The 16,219-nt window shown below is 66.2% G+C and carries 18 protein-coding genes; 5 read left to right on the top strand and 13 right to left on the bottom strand.

What is annotated here, in order from left to right; genetic code table 11:
• Positions 1 to 51 precede the first annotated feature (51 nt).
• The 4 genes from RBH26_RS08665 to RBH26_RS08650 form a co-directional block, all read right to left on the bottom strand.
• Entirely contained in the window at positions 52 to 1,131 is a 1,080-nt protein-coding gene (locus RBH26_RS08665; RefSeq protein WP_306757810.1) for a hypothetical protein, read from the bottom strand.
• 30 nt (positions 1,132 to 1,161) lie between these two features.
• Positions 1,162 to 2,811: an AarF/ABC1/UbiB kinase family protein gene (locus RBH26_RS08660; RefSeq protein ID WP_306757988.1), complete on the bottom strand. Its 1,650-nt coding sequence runs from the start codon at positions 2,809 to 2,811 to the stop codon at positions 1,162 to 1,164.
• A 76-nt stretch (positions 2,812 to 2,887) separates the two neighbouring features.
• Positions 2,888 to 3,253, bottom strand: coding sequence for an Hsp20/alpha crystallin family protein (locus RBH26_RS08655; RefSeq protein WP_306757809.1), 366 nt, complete (start codon positions 3,251 to 3,253; stop codon positions 2,888 to 2,890).
• A 145-nt stretch (positions 3,254 to 3,398) separates the two neighbouring features.
• Positions 3,399 to 4,220 carry a GIDE domain-containing protein gene (locus tag RBH26_RS08650; protein WP_306757808.1) on the bottom strand — a complete coding sequence of 274 codons (822 nt, stop codon included), beginning with the start codon at positions 4,218 to 4,220 and terminating at the stop codon, positions 3,399 to 3,401.
• A 102-nt stretch (positions 4,221 to 4,322) separates the two neighbouring features.
• On the opposite strand from RBH26_RS08650, the gene glp reads away from it, so the two are divergent.
• Positions 4,323 to 5,618, top strand: coding sequence for a gephyrin-like molybdotransferase Glp (gene glp / locus RBH26_RS08645; protein WP_306757807.1), 1,296 nt, complete (start codon positions 4,323 to 4,325; stop codon positions 5,616 to 5,618).
• Positions 5,619 to 5,677: 59 nt separating this feature from the next.
• Here the strand turns inward: glp and RBH26_RS08640 are convergent, their stop codons facing one another.
• From RBH26_RS08640 to RBH26_RS08630, 3 genes are all read right to left on the bottom strand, one after another.
• Complete coding sequence (locus RBH26_RS08640) at positions 5,678 to 6,805, bottom strand: serine hydrolase domain-containing protein (protein WP_306757806.1); 1,128 nt, start codon at positions 6,803 to 6,805, stop codon at positions 5,678 to 5,680.
• A 60-nt stretch (positions 6,806 to 6,865) separates the two neighbouring features.
• The gene (locus RBH26_RS08635) at positions 6,866 to 7,210 is read right to left on the bottom strand and encodes a hypothetical protein (RefSeq protein WP_306757805.1); all 345 of its coding nucleotides are present in this window, start codon (positions 7,208 to 7,210) and stop codon (positions 6,866 to 6,868) included.
• A gap of 131 nt (positions 7,211 to 7,341) precedes the next feature.
• Entirely contained in the window at positions 7,342 to 8,820 is a 1,479-nt protein-coding gene (locus tag RBH26_RS08630; RefSeq protein ID WP_306757804.1) for an MATE family efflux transporter, read from the bottom strand.
• Positions 8,821 to 9,043: 223 nt separating this feature from the next.
• Between RBH26_RS08630 and RBH26_RS08625 the strand changes: the two genes are divergently transcribed.
• The 3 genes from RBH26_RS08625 to RBH26_RS08615 all read left to right on the top strand — a co-directional run bounded on the left by RBH26_RS08625 (position 9,044) and on the right by RBH26_RS08615 (position 12,077).
• The gene (locus tag RBH26_RS08625) at positions 9,044 to 10,906 is read left to right on the top strand and encodes a molybdopterin biosynthesis protein (protein ID WP_306757803.1); all 1,863 of its coding nucleotides are present in this window, start codon (positions 9,044 to 9,046) and stop codon (positions 10,904 to 10,906) included.
• Between the two features lie 140 nt (positions 10,907 to 11,046).
• Complete coding sequence (locus RBH26_RS08620) at positions 11,047 to 11,700, top strand: helix-turn-helix domain-containing protein (protein WP_306757987.1); 654 nt, start codon at positions 11,047 to 11,049, stop codon at positions 11,698 to 11,700.
• Positions 11,701 to 11,813: 113 nt separating this feature from the next.
• Complete coding sequence (locus tag RBH26_RS08615; RefSeq protein ID WP_306757801.1) at positions 11,814 to 12,077, top strand: glutathione S-transferase N-terminal domain-containing protein; 264 nt, start codon at positions 11,814 to 11,816, stop codon at positions 12,075 to 12,077.
• 69 nt (positions 12,078 to 12,146) lie between these two features.
• Here RBH26_RS08615 and RBH26_RS08610 read toward each other — a convergent pair whose 3' ends face one another.
• The 4 genes from RBH26_RS08610 to RBH26_RS08595 form a co-directional block, all read right to left on the bottom strand.
• Positions 12,147 to 12,350, bottom strand: a complete 204-nt coding sequence (locus tag RBH26_RS08610) for a hypothetical protein (protein ID WP_306757800.1) — start codon at positions 12,348 to 12,350, stop codon at positions 12,147 to 12,149.
• A 95-nt stretch (positions 12,351 to 12,445) separates the two neighbouring features.
• Positions 12,446 to 13,075 carry an HAD family hydrolase gene (locus RBH26_RS08605; protein WP_306757799.1) on the bottom strand — a complete coding sequence of 210 codons (630 nt, stop codon included), beginning with the start codon at positions 13,073 to 13,075 and terminating at the stop codon, positions 12,446 to 12,448.
• Between the two features lie 62 nt (positions 13,076 to 13,137).
• Positions 13,138 to 13,521: an LWR-salt protein gene (gene lwrS, locus RBH26_RS08600; RefSeq protein ID WP_306757798.1), complete on the bottom strand. Its 384-nt coding sequence runs from the start codon at positions 13,519 to 13,521 to the stop codon at positions 13,138 to 13,140.
• Between the two features lie 6 nt (positions 13,522 to 13,527).
• The gene (locus tag RBH26_RS08595; RefSeq protein ID WP_306757796.1) at positions 13,528 to 13,809 is read right to left on the bottom strand and encodes a 4a-hydroxytetrahydrobiopterin dehydratase; all 282 of its coding nucleotides are present in this window, start codon (positions 13,807 to 13,809) and stop codon (positions 13,528 to 13,530) included.
• 148 nt (positions 13,810 to 13,957) lie between these two features.
• Between RBH26_RS08595 and RBH26_RS08590 the strand changes: the two genes are divergently transcribed.
• Positions 13,958 to 14,137 carry a hypothetical protein gene (locus RBH26_RS08590; protein ID WP_306757795.1) on the top strand — a complete coding sequence of 60 codons (180 nt, stop codon included), beginning with the start codon at positions 13,958 to 13,960 and terminating at the stop codon, positions 14,135 to 14,137.
• Positions 14,138 to 14,215: 78 nt separating this feature from the next.
• Here RBH26_RS08590 and hemA read toward each other — a convergent pair whose 3' ends face one another.
• Together hemA and RBH26_RS08580 are read right to left on the bottom strand one after the other, a co-directional pair.
• On the bottom strand, positions 14,216 to 15,544 hold the full coding sequence (hemA, locus tag RBH26_RS08585) for a glutamyl-tRNA reductase (RefSeq protein ID WP_306757794.1): 1,329 nt from the start codon (positions 15,542 to 15,544) through the stop codon (positions 14,216 to 14,218).
• Positions 15,541 to 16,197, bottom strand: coding sequence for a bifunctional precorrin-2 dehydrogenase/sirohydrochlorin ferrochelatase (locus RBH26_RS08580; RefSeq protein ID WP_306757793.1), 657 nt, complete (start codon positions 16,195 to 16,197; stop codon positions 15,541 to 15,543). The genes hemA and RBH26_RS08580 overlap by 4 nt, the downstream gene beginning before the upstream one ends.
• Between the last annotated feature and the right edge of the window lie 22 nt (positions 16,198 to 16,219).

The raw sequence follows: 16,219 nt of genomic DNA, 5'->3' as shown, positions 1-16,219 counted from the left end.
CGACCCCACCTGTCGATCGGCGGGACGCGGTACAGCAGTCCGGACGAGACGTTACCGAAAGCCCTGCGGGTCGGCTGGCGGATCGAGCGGACTTGTCGGCAGGTCGTCGCCGACCGAGGCGTCGTTGTATGCCCGCGGGGCGATGTCGTTTGGCCCCTGGGGGTAGTACAGCGCTGCCAGCGTCTGGAGCTGGCCGCGACCGACACCGAGTTCGAACTGGCCGCCGCCGTACAGGTCGATTCCGCGTTCCTCGCAGTAGTCGATCGTCTCGCACAGCGACTCCAGAGACCCGAACCGGGAGGGTTTGACGTTGAGCCAGTCGGGCTCCCACGGCAGGGCTTCGACGTCGCCGACGCCGTGGATCGGGGCGTCCCACGAGACCCGCCGACGAACGTCGGGATCGTCGAACAGCGGTCGCGTCTCCGCCGTCAGTGCTGGATCCTCGATAATCGCGTCGGGAAACGCCTCGAGTACCCGTTCGTAGAGATCGGGATCCGCCGGAACGTCGACCGTCGTTCCCTCGTACTGACCCTTGAGATCGAGGATCGCGACCGCGTCGTCGCCGACTGTCTCGTCGATCGCCGTGACGACGTCGTCGTCCCATGCCGGGGTCGGATCGAGTTTGAACTCGAGGTCGGGCACCCGCCCGCGTAGCGTCTCGAGGCGGTCGGTCGTCGGTGGCTCGCCGAGTCGAGTACTGGTAACGAACCGGATCGGCTCGAGCGAGCGACCGGTAGCAGTCGCTAGGTCCGTCCCGGCCTGGCGAAGCGCGAGATCCAGCGCCGCGGCCTCGAGCCCCCAGCGTCGGTAGTTTCGGAACACGTCGCGGTCGGGTGCACCCGCCGGGAACAGGTCGACGTCGTCGAGGCGTGTGGCAAACGACTCGACCGTGTACTCGCCGGTCAGGTCGGGGAGCTCCGAGACGGCCAGTGCGTCGTGTTCGTCCGTGTCGTAGGTGACGTCTTCACCGCGACCGACGACCGTGTTCGTTCCGTCCGTCCCGGGCGTCCCGGGACCCGACAGCACGAATTCGGTCGTGACACGGCGCCCGTTCGACGTCTCACGCTCGAGACGGTCGGTCGACACCGCGTTGATCGACAGTGACAGGTCGGCGAGCCGATCGTACTCCATACCGGGTAGTCGGCGGGCAGCCGAAAGAACCTACTCCTCGCCGCGTCGCTGACGCATGCTCTGACGGGTAAACTGTGGCTTCGTTCGGATCGATTTCGGCTCGCGAAACGAGCGATAGAGCTGGATCACGACGATAAGCGAGAAGACCGCCGCGACGATCGACGCCTCCGGCGCCTCGAGGGCGTAGAGAACGCCCATCGAAAACAGCGACATCGTAAGCAACATGCCGTAGATGAGCCGTTTGGCGAGGTCTTGGAAGAGTTCCTCTTCGTCCTCGAGGCCGATACGAACGTAGAGGTCGTCCCGTTCGAGCCGATCGAGGGTGCGCTCGGTTTTGGGTGCGAGCCGCGTCAGCGACTGGCCGGTATCGCGGAGCTGTTTGCCCGTCTCACGGGCATACTGGCGGATCGACTCCTCGCGGTACCCCTGTTCGATGAGGTAGTCGGTCGCAGTCTCGATGAAGTCGAAGTCGGGATCGAGGGTGACACAGACCCCCTCGACGACGGTCGCGACCCGCATGACCAGCGCGAGGTTCTTCGGCAGTCGGAACGGGAAGACGTAGATCGAGTCCTCGATCTGGCCGATGATCTGGTTGATCCGGTACTGTTCGACGTCCTCGCCGCGGGCGTCCTGGATGGCGATCTCCATCACTTCGGCCATCACCCCACGGTCGGCGTCGGGACTGAGCGTCCCGACCTCGATCAAGGCGTCCAAGATCGCGTCGATGTCCTCGTTTGCGACGGCGACGTAAAAGTCGATGATCTTCTCCTGGACGAACGGATCGACCCGCCCTGACATACCGAAGTCGTAGAAGACGATCCGCCCGTCGTCGGTCACTGCGAGGTTCCCCGGATGTGGGTCGGCGTGGAACACGCCGTCGTCGATGATCATCTGTAGGTACGCCCGCTCTAGGTTCTGTGCGACCCGCGTCCGGTCGATATCCCTGCGCTCGAGTTCCTCGACGTCGTTGATCTTCGTCCCCTCGACGTACTCCATGGTCAGGACGCGGGGTCCCGAATGACTCTCGATCACATCGGGGATGACGAATCGATCGTCGTCCGCGAAGTTGGCCCGGATCTCCTGGAGCATCTCGGCTTCGCGCTCGTAGTCCATCTCCTCGCGGATCGTCTTCGAGAACTCCTCGGCTAAGTTCTCGAGCGAGAACGCACGCGATTCGTCGACGAAGTACAACAGGAACGGAAGCGACCACTTGATCACGCGTAGGTCGGCCGCGACGAGTTCCTCGATGCTCGGTCGACGGACCTTGACGGCGACCTCGCGGCCGGCACCGTCGGCACGGGTCGGTTCGGCGACGTCGGTAGCTTCCGGATCGAGCCGCGCCCGGTAGACCTGTCCCAGACTCGCGCCGCTGATCGGCTCGGTCTCGAACTCGTCGAAGTTGTCCTCGACGGGACCGAGTTCCTCCTCGAGGACCTGTCTGGCCTCGTCCCACTCGGCGGGCGGAACGTCGTCTTGCAGGGACGCGAGGACGTCGATGTACGCCGGCGGCAACACGTCCGGCCGGGTCGAGAGCAACTGACCGAGCTTGATGAACGTAGGCCCAAGCGTCAGCAGCGACTCGAGCAACAGTTCCGCCCGCTTGCGATGGGTCTCGGGACCTACCTTTCGGGAGCGGCCAAACAGCAGGAAGCGACGCCGGTCACGGGCGTAGGCGAGCAACAACGGGAGAAACTGCCATGCCACGAGGACGAACCGCTTGTACGCACGGAGGGTAACCAGCCTCTGTCACCTCGCGTTACTCCGTCTCGCCGTCGACGACGTCGATCGTCGTCTCGCTGCTTGCAGACGTCTTGGGAACTGTCAACTCGAGGACGCCGCGGTCGACACTCGCCGTTGCCTGCTCTCCGACCGCGTCGTCGGGCAGTGGAAGGTCGACATCGAGAAACAGCGACCGGTTCTCCTCGAGATACCGATAATCGCCCTCGGGTGTTTTCTCCCGATGGGCGTCGATGGAGATGCGCCCGTCCTCGATGGCCAACTCGAGCGTGTCGGCCGAGACACCTGGGACGTCGAGGACGAGCAGATAGGCGTCCTCGCTCTCGAGCAGATCGAAGAAGACGTCCTCGGAGAGGTCCCGCAGTGCGTCGCGAAGCGCTGACATGGGTACTGGTTCGAACGCCGATACGAAAAAGCCCGCGGTAGCGGCCGATTCGGGGGGTGACGACGTGGGGTGTGCCGGTCGCCGTCGCCGGAACGGCCTCGAGTCCAGCCGGCAGAGCGCGGACGACCTCGAGTGTTGCCGACGATCAGACGAACGATGCCACGGTAACCGTGATGGCGACGAGTGCGATCGTGATGGCACTGACACCGTACGCGCCAGCACGAACTCCGAGTTGGCGGTCGACGTCGTCGGAGATCACGACCGGATCGTCGAACAAGAGATCCCGGAGCCGATCGCTGAGACGTGGCGATGGCGCCGCATCCGGGGCCCCGACGACGACATCCACCGGCCTCGTCTCCCACAGGGCGGCCGAATCGGTTCGAACCGTCCCGAGGACGGAGACGTCGTCGCCGGGAACGAGCAGTCGCTCACGGACCCGCCGGTCGTTCGCCGAGACGCGACCGACCGACGCGGTTGCAGCCGACTCGTACCGACGCTCGATGGCGTTCTGTTCGAGCGCGCGAGCGATCTCTGCCGACGGCTCCGTCCCCCCAGGCACGTCGATTCGGGTGTCGGCCTCGAGCCGGAAGTCGGCGTCGAGCGTCGTCACTAACGCCGTTCCAGCGTCGTCCTCGAGTCGAAACGGGACGGACTGGACGCCCGAGGCGATAGTCACCCAGTGGCGTTCGTTGCGGACGGTGCGTGCTTCCTCGACACAGTACTCACAGACGAGACAGGGCGTGTCGGTAAACGGCGAGCGAAGCGTCCGATCGTCGTCGATCGGCCGCGCGCGGCCGCGGAGTTCGACCCGTCCGTCCGTCGGCGCCTCGAGGGTAGCAGCGGGTCCCGAACGGAGGATGCGGTTGGCCGTCCGCAACTCACCGAACCCGTACCAGAAGAAGACGACCGCCACGGTACCCGCCGCGGTGATCGCGAGCAGGACCGGGTCGATGTGCGTGGCTGGCATCCCTACTCGTAGCTCCGGGCCGATCGCCAATACATGTGTGGGGTCGCTTCACACTCCGTTCGGTCCCCCACGCTTTTGCCGTCCGCCACCCCGAGTGAAGGTATGGACGGAGCCGATAGCGAGCGCAAGACGGCCGGGTTCAAGGAACGGACGCCGGTCGACGAGGCGCGTCGGATACTCGAAACGGCAGTCGTGGGGGATCGTGACGACGAGGACACACCGCCCGTCGGAACCGAACGGATCGACGTCGAACGCGCCGACGGCCGGGTGCTCGCCGCGCCCGTCACGTCGGCACGGAACGTCCCCCACTACGAGCGGGCGGCGATGGACGGCTATGCCGTCCGCGCCGCGGACACGTTCGGGGCCAGCGAACGCTCACCCGAGGTGTTGCGGGTCGCCGATGGCACCGGCGACGACGCCAGCGTCGGCCCCGAGACGGCCGCCCGTGTTCACACCGGCAGCGCCCTCCCCGAAGGCGCCGACGCCGTCGTCATGATCGAACACGTCACGGAACTCGAGTCGGTCGGCGAACTCGAGGTCGAAGACGCCGTCGCCGAAGGGGAAAACGTCGCGCCGATCGGCGAGGACGTCGAGGAAGACCAGCAACTCTACGACGTGGGCCACCGGCTCCGGCCGTCCGATCTCGGCCTCCTGCGGTCTGCGGGCTACGCCGAGGTGGCGGTCGCCAGGCAGCCGACGGTCGGCGTGATTCCGACCGGCGAGGAACTCGTCGACGGCGATCCGGGTCCGGGCGAGGTCATCGAGACCAACGGACTCACGATCTCCCGGCTGGCGAAGCGATGGGGCGGGCAGGCGACCTACCGTGACGTCGTCACCGACGACTTCGAGTCGCTGCGCGTGGCGATCCAGCGCGACCTGACCAAAGACGTCGTCGTCACCACCGGCGGCTCTTCGGTCGGCGAGCGGGACCTCCTGCCGGAGGTGATCGACGAACTGGGCGAGGTCGTCGTCCACGGCGTCGGGCTCAAGCCCGGCCACCCCGTCTGTCTCGGAATCGTCGAGGAGACGCCCGTCATCGCCCTGCCGGGGTATCCCGTCGCCTGTATCGTCAACGCAGTCCAGTTCCTTCGGCCGGTCCTGGCGTGGCTCGAGGGGACTGACCCTGCCCCCCATCCGACAACGAACGCCCGCCTCGAGCGCAAGATCCCGAGCGAACCCGGAACCCGGACGTTCGCACGCGTCCAACTCGAGGAGCGCGACGAGGCGGCCCTCGAGCCCGGCGAGCCGCGGTTTACGGCGACGCCGACGCGAGCCAGCGGCTCTGGTGTGCTCTCGAGTGTCGCATTGGCAGACGGCTGGGTCGTCGTCGACGACGACCGCGAGGGGATCCCCGAAGGCGAGACGGTCGCCGTCGAGAACTGGGAGCCGTCGCCGTAGGCCGGCCGTCGCCCGATCGGGTTCGTTCGGGCAGCGTGGTACGGACGATGGGATCCGTCTCACCGAATCGCCAATCGGACCGCGTCCGCGAGCGCGTTCACTCGAGCGACGTGTTCGTAGGAGCCGTCACGGACCCCGTTCGTGACGTACGCGAAGCCGACGTTTTCTTCGGGATCGGCCCAGCCGACGCTGCTGCCCAGTCCAGCGTGGCCGAACGTGTGTGGCGGCGACAGCGAGCCGTAGGGTGCAACCGTCGTCCCGCCCTTCCAGAACCCCAGACAGAACCGTGCCTCGCGGCCGAGCGTGCCGTCGGCATCGGTCTCGGCCTGGAGTGTGGTCATCGCGTCGACGGTCGCTTCCGAAAGGAGCCGGGTCCCCTCGAGTTCGCCCCCGTTGGCCAGACAGGCGTAGAAACGAGCCATGTCGGCGGCGGTCCCGATGCCGTTCGAGGCAGGGATCACCGCCCGGTGGAGCGCTTCGTCGTTGAACGGCGCCGCGACCTCGGCGTTCGCACCGAGTCCCTCACCGGGGTCGCGACAGCGGTCGAACGGCTCGAAGCCGACCAGCGTCGCGACGTCGTCGTCCTCGTCTTCGCGCAGCCCGATACCGGTGTCGTCCATCCCGAGCGGTTCGAAGACGCGCTCGCGGGCCGCCTGTTCGATCGGCGTCCCCGATACCCGGCCGACGAGTTCTCCCACGAGCCAGCCGAACGTCAGCGCGTGATAGGCCGGCACCTCACCAGGCTCGTCGTTGAGTTCCATTCCCTCGAGATGGTCGACGACCGCCTCCCAGTCGGTCCAGACGTCCGGCTGGTCGTCGATCTCGCTCTGGTTGAGACCCGCAGTGTGGCTCAACACCTGCCGGACCGTGATCTCCGCTTTTGCCGTCCCCTCGTCGGCAAACTCGGGCCAGTGGTCGACGACGCGGTCATCGTAGGCGAGTTCCCCGTCGTCGACCAGCGAGTGAAGCGTCACCGCGGCGTATGGCTTCGTACACGAAAAGACGATGTGGCGTGTCTCCGGCGTCTCGGCCTCACCGCCGGGGCCGGTTACCCCGCCCGCGAGGTTTAACACCCGCTCGCCGTCGACGTAGACGGCCAGCTGGGCGCCGTGGTGGAGTCCGACCTCGAGATGGCGATCGAAGCGGGCAGCGATGCGCTCGCGATCGGTGTCGGCAAGTCGTGGCATACCATCTGGAACCAGTAGCAGACTTGTAACCGTTGTGCCACGAACGAGTTCGTTTCGAACTCACCGATCGAGTCGGTTCCAGCAGCTCTCCGACTCGAGCCCTTCGAGCGCCGGCTCGAGGTCCTGTTCGGCGGCGCCGTAGAATCGCTCCCGGCCGACGGGGGTCCGGACGCGGATGACGACGGTGTTGCTCGTCACCCGGAAGATCGAAAGCGCCCACCGGCGTCCCGTGTGTGTCCACTCGCTGTGTCGTGTTGCTTCCTCGTCGTCGACGACGTCCGACCCGAGCTCCCAGCTCAGTCGTGTCAGCTGTGCTCGATCGAACGGGATCGCGTCGGGAAGCGAGACACCCCGTCCGGTCCCGGTTCCGGACTCTGTTTCCCCCTGAAAGCCATGGGCAGCCATACCACGCTATTCGACATTCCGTGTGAAAAAATCATCCATTCCGGTGTGCTTATAACGCGGTCGGCGGGTTGCTCCGTGGATCGCTCCCTCGAGGGCCGGCGATCGGCGGGCAGTGACGACAGGAGACCGTCTCAGTCACTCGCCGCCCCTTCCGGACGGTACGCGCGGCTGATGGCCTTCCAGTGGCCGGCCGCAAACCGGTAGTAGGTGACGGCGGCGGGAACGAGCGTCTCGAGGATCAATGCGGCATAGAGCGCGCCGATACCGAGCGGTGTCACGGTCTCTACGTACGGAATCGGAACAGCTGTCGCACCGAGGAGGGCGACGGGGATTGCGGCGACGTACAGCCCGAGCACCTGGCCGTAGAACGGCCAGCGCGTGTCGCCGCTGGCCCGCAGCGGCCCGGTCGCACCGCCGCTGATCCCGCGGAAGACGACGCTGACGCAGGCGACCGCGATGAACGTCGTCACGAGCGGCAGGATCGACGGATCGTCGACGAACAGTCGACCGACCTGCTCGGCGAAGACGAGGACGAGCCCCGCGCTGACGAGGTAGACGGCGGTGCCGAACCAGAGCACTTCGCGGCCGTAGGTGTCGGCGGCCCGTTCGTCACCAGTGCCGAGTTCTTGGCCGACGAGGCTGCTCGAGGCCAGCGAGAACCCCCAGCCGGGTGTGTCCATCAGGTCCCTGACGCGGCGGGCGACGACGTAGGCCGCGAGGACGTTCGGACCGAACAGCGCGACGATCGCGAGCATCGGGAACTGGGCGGCCCGGCGGGCGACGTTCGTAAACACGAGCGGCGTCCCGATGTCGATCACGTCGCGGGCGTCGGCGATCGTCGCGTGGGGCCGCGAGCGGTCGATCGTGACGGGGAACGCGCCGATCCCTGGCAGCCAGCCGACGGTGAAGCCGACGCCGAACGCGACTAACACGAGGGCGTTGGCGACGACTGTACCGATCGCCGCGCCAACGACGCCCATCTCGAGTCCGAAGATCAGAACGGCGTTGAGGACGACGTTGGCGACCGCACCGCCCGCGCGCAACATCATCGGCGTCCACGCGTCGTCGGCGCCGACGAGGGTGCGACTCCCGATGAGGTTCAACGCGGCGAAGGGGACACCCAGGGCGACGACGGCCAGATACTCGGCGCCGTAGGCGATCGAGGCCGCGTCGTTCCCGACGAGCGCGATCAACGGTTCGGCGACCGTCAAGTAGAGGGCGGCAAGCGGGAGGGTGAGTGCAGCGACGACGACGGCGCTGGTTGTCACCGCAAGCGAGAGTCCGTCGGTCGTCCCGCCCGTGTAGCGCTGGGAGACGAGACTGATCGTCGCGCCGGCGACGCCGCCGCCGATCGCGAACGCCAGCCCCCAGTACGGTGCCGCGAGCCCGACCCCTGCGATGGCCGCCGGACCGAGAGCGATCCCGACCATCGCGACGTCGGCCGCGGACTTGGACATCCGAGCGATCCCCGTCACGATCCGCGGCCAGGCGAGATCGGTCGTTCGCTCGGCGCGGCGGGGATCGATCACCCCCAGTCGCGCGAGTAACGACCCGATCGAGAGCAAGAGCCACCGAACGGGATTGGGGACGGTACGCCAGCGAGAACTCACGACAGCGGGTTCGTGATCCGGCGTGAAATGATTTCATATTCCGAGGTGTCTCGAGGGGATTTCGCACATTCCCGTGGTGTTATACCATCATCGTTCACCATCTCTACCCTCCCAGAATCTGATAGGTATGCCGATAGAAGCGAGGGGGCCGACCGTATCGACCGAGCCCTCTCCTGTGTCGTCTTCGACTGACGTTTTTACCCCCGGCCCGCCAACTGCGGGTATGGAACGCAAGGAGTTTCGTGATCTTGCCTCACCCGAGGAGGCACACGCGGCGATCGACTCGCTGTCACTCGAAGGCGGACTCGAGCGTGTCTCGCTAGAGAACGCCCGCGGTCGAGTGCTCGCAGCACGACTCGACGCAGAACTCGACGTCCCCGGCTTCGACCGGGCGAGTCTGGACGGCTACGCCCTCCGGGCGGCGGACACGTTCGGCGCCGACGAGGCCGATCCCGCCCGACTCGAGGTGGTTGGGGAGGTCCACGCCGGCGAGGAACCCGACGTCTCCCTCGAGGACGGGCAGGCCGCCGAGATCTCGACGGGTGCGGTGATGCCGTCGGGAGCGGACGCGATGGTACCGGTCGAACGGACGGACGTCGACGACGACACCGGTGACGTACTGATTCGAACGTCGGTCGCTCCCGGCGACAACGTCATGTTCGCCGGCGCGGACGTCGCCGCGGGCGAGCGCGCGCTCGGTCCCGGGACGACGATCACGCCCCGGGATATCGGGCTGCTCTCGGCGCTCGGGATCGACGAGGTACCCGTCCGTGCACCACCGAAAGTCGGGATCGTCTCGACGGGCGACGAACTCGTCCGTCCCGGCGGCGACGTCGCAAGCGAGCGCGGCGAGATCTACGACGTCAACAGTTATACGATCGCTGCCGGGGTCGAGGACGCCGGCGGCGAGGCGGTGCTCTACCCCCACGCCGGCGACGAGCAAGACGAGATGGAACGAATCCTGCGGGAGGCCGCCACCGAGTGTGACCTCGTGCTCTCTTCGGGATCGACCAGCGCGAGTGCCGTCGACGTCATCTACCGTGTCATCGAGGAACAAGGTGAACTGCTGCTCCACGGTGTCAGCGTCAAGCCCGGGAAGCCGATGCTCGTCGGCCGACTGGACGATTCGGCGTACGTCGGCCTTCCCGGCTACCCCGTCTCCGCGATGATGGTCTTCCGGACGTTCGTTGCGCCTGCGATTCGCGAAGCTGCCGGCCTGCCGGAGCCGAAGGCAGCGACCGTCTCCGGAACGATGGCCAGGGAGGAACGGTACGGCGAAGGCCGGATGCGCCTGTTGCCCGTTGGCCTGGTCGAAGACAGCGACGGCGAGACCCTCGTCTACCCGGTCGACAAAGGGTCTGGCGCGACCACCAGCCTCGCCGAGGCCGACGGCGTCGTCGAGGTCGGTCCCGAGACCGACTACCTCGAGGCCGGCGAATCCGTCACCGTCCGCCTGTTCTCGCCGGACGTGCGACCGCCGACGCTGCTTGGCGTCGGCGAGGACGATCCGACGCTGAACCGATTGCTCGACCGCCTCGAGAACCCCCGATACCTCTCGGTCGGGAGCCGACCCGGCGTGCGTCGGTTCCGCGAGGGCGTCCCGGACGTCGCCGTCGTCGCGGGGCCGCTCGATCGCGATCTCGAGGCCGACGAACTCGGCCGCTGGAATCGCGAGTGGGGACTGATCGTCCAGGCCGGCAACCCCCACGAGCTGGACGGGCTGGGTGATCTGGTCGATCGCGACCTCAAATTCGTCAATCGGACGACCGACTCCGGCCTGCGCTCGAGCCTCGAGGCGACTCTCGACGAGCTCGCGGCCGATCGGGACGAAAGCGCCAGCGAGCTCCGCGAGGCGATCGATGGCTTCGAACTCGGGCTGCGGGCCTACGAAAGTCCCGCTCGGACGGTTATCGCGGGCGACGCCGACGTTGCCCTCGGGCTTCGCGAGACCGCCGACCGACTCGACCTCGGCTTCGTCCCCGTCGGTGAACAGCCGGTTCGTATTCTCGCCACCCCCGATCGGACGTCCAAGACAGGCGTTCGCGAACTCGAGGGGGTCCTCGACGGCGACCTCGAGGACGTCTGACCGCGATTCGACGGCTCTGGGGCTGTTGAGGGTCGGTCGTCACTCGTCGACCCACGTCTCTCCCCCCTCGATATCAGCGTAACCGACAGTCACGACCGTCGGAACAGCGATTTTTACCCGAGCAGGATGTACGAGGTATGATGTCCACGATCGCCGAGTTTCGGCTTGCGGCTGCGGAGACGACACTGGGGACGGCTCTCGAGTACGCACCCGACGCCACGTTCGAACTCGAGTCGTCGGTCTCGAAGACGCGTCCCTCGCTGTGGGTCGCCGGCGTCGACCGCGGGACGGCCGCGGCGGCCTTCGAGGCTGACCCATCGGTCGAGGATTACGAACTCCTCGTCGAAACCGGATCGAGACTGCTGTACGACGTCAGTTTCGTGGACGGGACGACTCGGCTCAGCGACGAACTGCTCGCCGACGGCGGCTCGCTGCTCGAGATGTGGGGCACCGACGGCTGGTGGCAGGTCCAGGTCCGATTTCGCGACCGTGAGGCCCTCTGTGATGCCTACGACCGACTCGAGGCGGCCGGCTTCTCCGTCGACCTGCGGCGAGTCAGCGACGTCACCGGCGTCGCCGATTCCGAGACACGACTGACACCCGAACAGCAGGAAGCCCTCGAGGCCGCACTCGAACACGGCTATTTCGAGATCCCGCGGGGGATCTCGATGGAGGAACTGGCCAACGAACTGGGAATCTCCCACCAGGCGCTGTCCGAACGGTTTCGACGCGCCTACGAGACGCTGGTCGACGACGAACTCCAGCCGGCAGGGAACCGTTCAGAACTCGAGTGAGCCGGTCTTCGCACTGAACCGACTCGACGCCGTCCTCGAGTATCGCTCACGACGTGACCGTTGCGTAGCCGTGGCCAACGCTTACGGACGCGAGTGACGAGGGTACAGCCACCGTGCTCGAACTGTATCAGGCCGAAGGCTGTCCGAACAGCACCGATGTCCGGGAGACGCTTACGGGGCTTGGTGTCTCGTACGTAATTCACAACCCGCGCCGTCCGGGCGCCGAGGGCGGTGACACGCTCAACGAGCGGACTCAGCAGGCGATGCTGGATCTGGGCAGCGAGGACTCGATCCCGTTTCTCGTCGACACGTCCCGTGGGGAGACGCTACACGAGAGCGAGGCGATCGTCGAGTACCTCGAGCGTCACTACCAGTGACGCGGTGGTCGGATCGAACCGACCGCTAAACCGGAAACGGACAGAAGAGAGAACAGCCGACAGCGCCGATCAGTCGCCTTTTGCGTGTGGCAGCAGGTCACCAACGAGAACCTCGTCCGGAACGTCGGGAAGCCGCGGCGGCACGACGCCGTCGCTCGAGTCGATCGTGTGGCCCGTCTCGACGTGGTGTTCGATCGCCTCGCGCGATCGGGTCCGGTCTGATGGCTCGTCGGTCGCACTCAGGCTCCAGTCGCAGTTGAGGCAGTACTTCATCGGTCTCTACCGAACGCAGCAACCGGGTTCCTGAAGGCCTTTCGGTATTCCGTGGCTCGAGGCTGTTAGCGTCTATTTTCGAGACATTCGTCGATCTAGAAGAGTTCTTCGAACGACCGGACGCGGTAGTCTCCACGGACGCACCGGCCCCGGCGCTCGTGGCCGACGCGTTCGACGTGGATCGCGTCGAGGTCGGCGTTCCAGGCCGCGCCGATGTCGCTTGCGCCGTCGCCCGCGAGGACGCCCTCGTGGCCGTTGTCCGCGACACCGAGATCGTCCATCACGCGATAGACCGGTTCCGGGTCGGGTTTCCAGCCCGTCTCCGGCGTACAGCACAGCCGCGAGTCGAACCAGTCACGGATCCCGAGGGTGTCCAACACCGGTTCACAGAGGAACTCCTGGCAGTGAGTCACCAACCCGACTGGCTCCTCGAGGTCGGTGACGAAGTCGGCGTCGTCGTGGAGGTAGGTCTGTTCGGCCCGGACCATGGGGTCTTCCTCGTCGTGAAAGACCGTCCAGAACTCGTCGGGTTCGATCCCCCACTGCCGGAGCTGTCGGTCCCTGGAGCCGGTCAGCCCGCTCCAGATGATATCGGCCTCGCGATCGGTGAACTCGTATCCGAGTCGGTCGCCGACTCGGTCGAACACCTCCCGCGTGTACGACCACTCGACGTCGACGAGCGTCCCGTCGAGGTCGAGTAGCCAGAAGTCGTACTCGTCGTCCATCGGACATCTAGATACGAACGTCTCGAGTAAAGAGGTATCGCCTTGCTCGATCCGGACTGGCCCTACCCTCCGTCGGTCACTCTAATACTCGAGCCGAGGTACTTCGAGAGGACCTCCGAGACGGTCTCGGCGTTGAACGCCTCGAGGTCGTCCGCGATCGCCTCCTTCAGCGACTCGAAGTACGCCTCGTCGACCTGGAGTTCCTGAAAGGCGATCGACTCGACTGGCTCGCCGAGCCATTCTTCGGCGAGCTGACAGCCGTATTCGTCGTCGCCGACCTGACCGCGCCAGAGCGTATCTCGGAAGAACAGCCAGCCCTCGGTGCCCGGCTCTGGCGCCTCGCGAGAGACGGTAACGGTCGTCTCGGCCGTCGATGGCTCGACCGAGATGCCCGGCCGTTCGGGCTCGAGTCGACACGTGACGCGAAAGACGTACCGTCCGTCCATCGGGATTTAGGCGTCGCGTTCGGACTCGATCAGGTCGGCCATCTCGATGTCCTGCTCCGTGATCCCTCCTTCTTCGTGGGAGGTTAGCCGGATCTCGACCTCCTTGTACCGGATGACGATCTCGGGATGGTGAAACTGTGCTTCGGCGATCTCGCCGACCATCTGCGCGAAGTTGACGCCCCGGAGGTAGTCATCGAACTCGTACGTACGGACGATCTCGTCGCCATCGCGGCTCCACGAAGCCGGTAACTGAGACTCGATTTCGTCGTCGGAAAGCAGGTCGGCCATACTCCGGCGAACGGAACCCAATCAAATAATGATTGTGCCGTAGGCGGGTCGCTCGAGACGAGATCCGAAAGTCGCTACCATAGCGCCGACACCGGTTTCGACCACCGACAACGACTTACCGACGAACGCAGTACGTGGTTGCAGTGCGATGTGTGACCGGTCAGGAAACTGTGAGAACGACGGCACCTGCCAGCTCGTTATAAGAAACGAGCACACCGGGATCGAAACGACGGAGTACTACTGCAAGGCCCATCTCGTCGGGCGAATCCTGGAAATCGATGCCGAGGACGACGTCGAAGTCGTCGACGCCACGAAGCTCTGGCACTGACGGCGCTTTCCGGTAGCGCCGCTCTCGATCATAGAATATGGCCCCAATCGACTCGAGGGTCTTGACTCGAGGCCGACCCTAATCGTCGTCGGTCGCCTCGAACGTAGTTCCGGTGTTCGAGCTACTCTGTATCGACGGGGCGATCGGCCCGTCGTCGCCGAAGTCCGGATCGAACAGTTGGAGCGCGGTGTGGATCGTACTCCAGTCGTCTTCGGCCGCTGCGTCCCGCAGGCTCTTGGTCGGTGGCGCGAGCAGTTGGTTGACAAGTGCGTCGGCCATCGCCTCGACGACCTCCCGTTGCTCGTCGGCGGACGCGTCGCCCTCGAGTTCGGAGAGGGCCCGCTCGACTTCCCGTTCTTTGACCCGCTCGGCCGACTCGTACATCGCGGCGATCACTTCGTCGGCGCGAGCGCGTTTGTACTGTTCACAGAGGAGGTCGAACTCGTGGTCGACCATCGACTCGACCTCGCGGGCCGCGTCGGCACGCTGCTCGCGGGTCTCCTCGGTGATCGACTCGAGATCGTCCAGATCGTAGACGGTGACCGCCGGCGAGTCGGCGGCCGCGGGCGCAACGTCCCGGGGCTGGCCGAGGTCGACGACGACCCGGTTTCGATCCGTTCCACCGTCGGTCTCGAGATGCTGTGGCTCGAGGACCGGTTCGGTGCTGCCGGTCGCCGCGACGACGACGTCGGCCTCCTCGGCGACCGTCGACAGCGACTCCAGCGGGACGGCATCGGCGTCGACGTCGAGTTCGTTCACGAGACGGTCGGCGTGCGAGACCGTCCGATTCGCGACGACGAGTTCGTCAACGTCGGCGTCGGCGAGGCTCCGTGCCGCGAGTTGTCCCATCTCGCCGGCGCCGACGACGAGCGCGCTCGCACCCGCGAGCGTGACGTTTCTGGCGGCGAGTTTCGTCGCCGCAGAGCCAAGCGAGACGACGCCCTCGTTGATCTCGGTCTCGGTTCGGGCGCGTTCGCCGACGTGGATCGCCTTCGTCACGGCCGCCTCGAGCATCTCACCGATCCCGCCGGCGTCGCGGGCGTCCTCGTAGGCCGTCCGTACCTGTCCGATGATCTGATCTTCGCCCAATACGACCGAGTCGAGACCCGCGGCGACGGACAGCAGGTGGCGTAAGCTTCCGTCGTGGTCAGTGACGACGACGGCGTCGTCGTCGACCGGCGCGAAGAACTCCTCGAGAGCGGCCCGACCGACGGCACCGTCGGCGGCGACGACGTACGCCTCGACGCGGTTGCACGTCGAGAGTACGTACGCCTCCTCGACGTCCGGAACCGAGAGGAGCTCGGCGACGCCGGCCCGCTGGCTCTCGGGACTGGCGACGGCGAGATCGTCGACGCTCCCACTCTCGTGGGTCACTCGTGCGGCGGTCACGACCCCGGCCGGAATCACGATCGATCACCTCCAGTAGACAGCTCCTCCCCCAGCACGTCCTCTATCACTTGTCCACAGTTAGAAGTACCCGTACGTAAAGCTGTCCAAACGTCCGGAGAATTGACGACATTAGTGACGATCTCCCGGCGCCGCTCCGGGGCTACGTCGCGTGATTTGAGCTCCGAACGCAGATCGGCACAGAGCCGTGCCATCTCGCCTGAACCGGCAAGCGTCTCCTCGAATTCTCTCCGGAGATACTTGCTCAACGCCGGCGCCGTGGCCCCGGTCGCGACCGAGACGACGACGGGGTCCTCACGGACGGTCGCGGGGACGACGACGCTGCCCGGCTCGCGCTCTCCGGCCCGATCCGCGCGATTGACGAGGGTGCCCCGCGCTCGAGCCGCGTCCTCGGCGGCCTCGTTGAACGTCTCGTCGTCGGTCGCGGCGACGACCAGCGCGGGCTCGGTTCGCTCGAGCCACTGATCGACTGCGTCCGGTTCGGGAGCGGCCCGGATCAACTCGGCCGAGCCGAACTCCCGGTCGACGAAAGACGGACTGACGACGAACACCTCGGCTTCGCGGGCGAACCGGCGGGCCTTTCGAGCCCCGACCGGACCGCCGCCGAAGACGAGGACCGTCGCGCCCTCGAAGTCGTGCAGGAGTGGGATCATGGTGGCTGTTGTCAGTCGTGTG

It is taken from the genome of Natronolimnohabitans sp. A-GB9 (genome assembly GCF_030848565.1).
Taxonomy (GTDB): Archaea; Halobacteriota; Halobacteria; order Halobacteriales; family Natrialbaceae; genus Natronolimnohabitans.
This window is presented reverse-complemented; position numbering and strand designations above follow the sequence as displayed.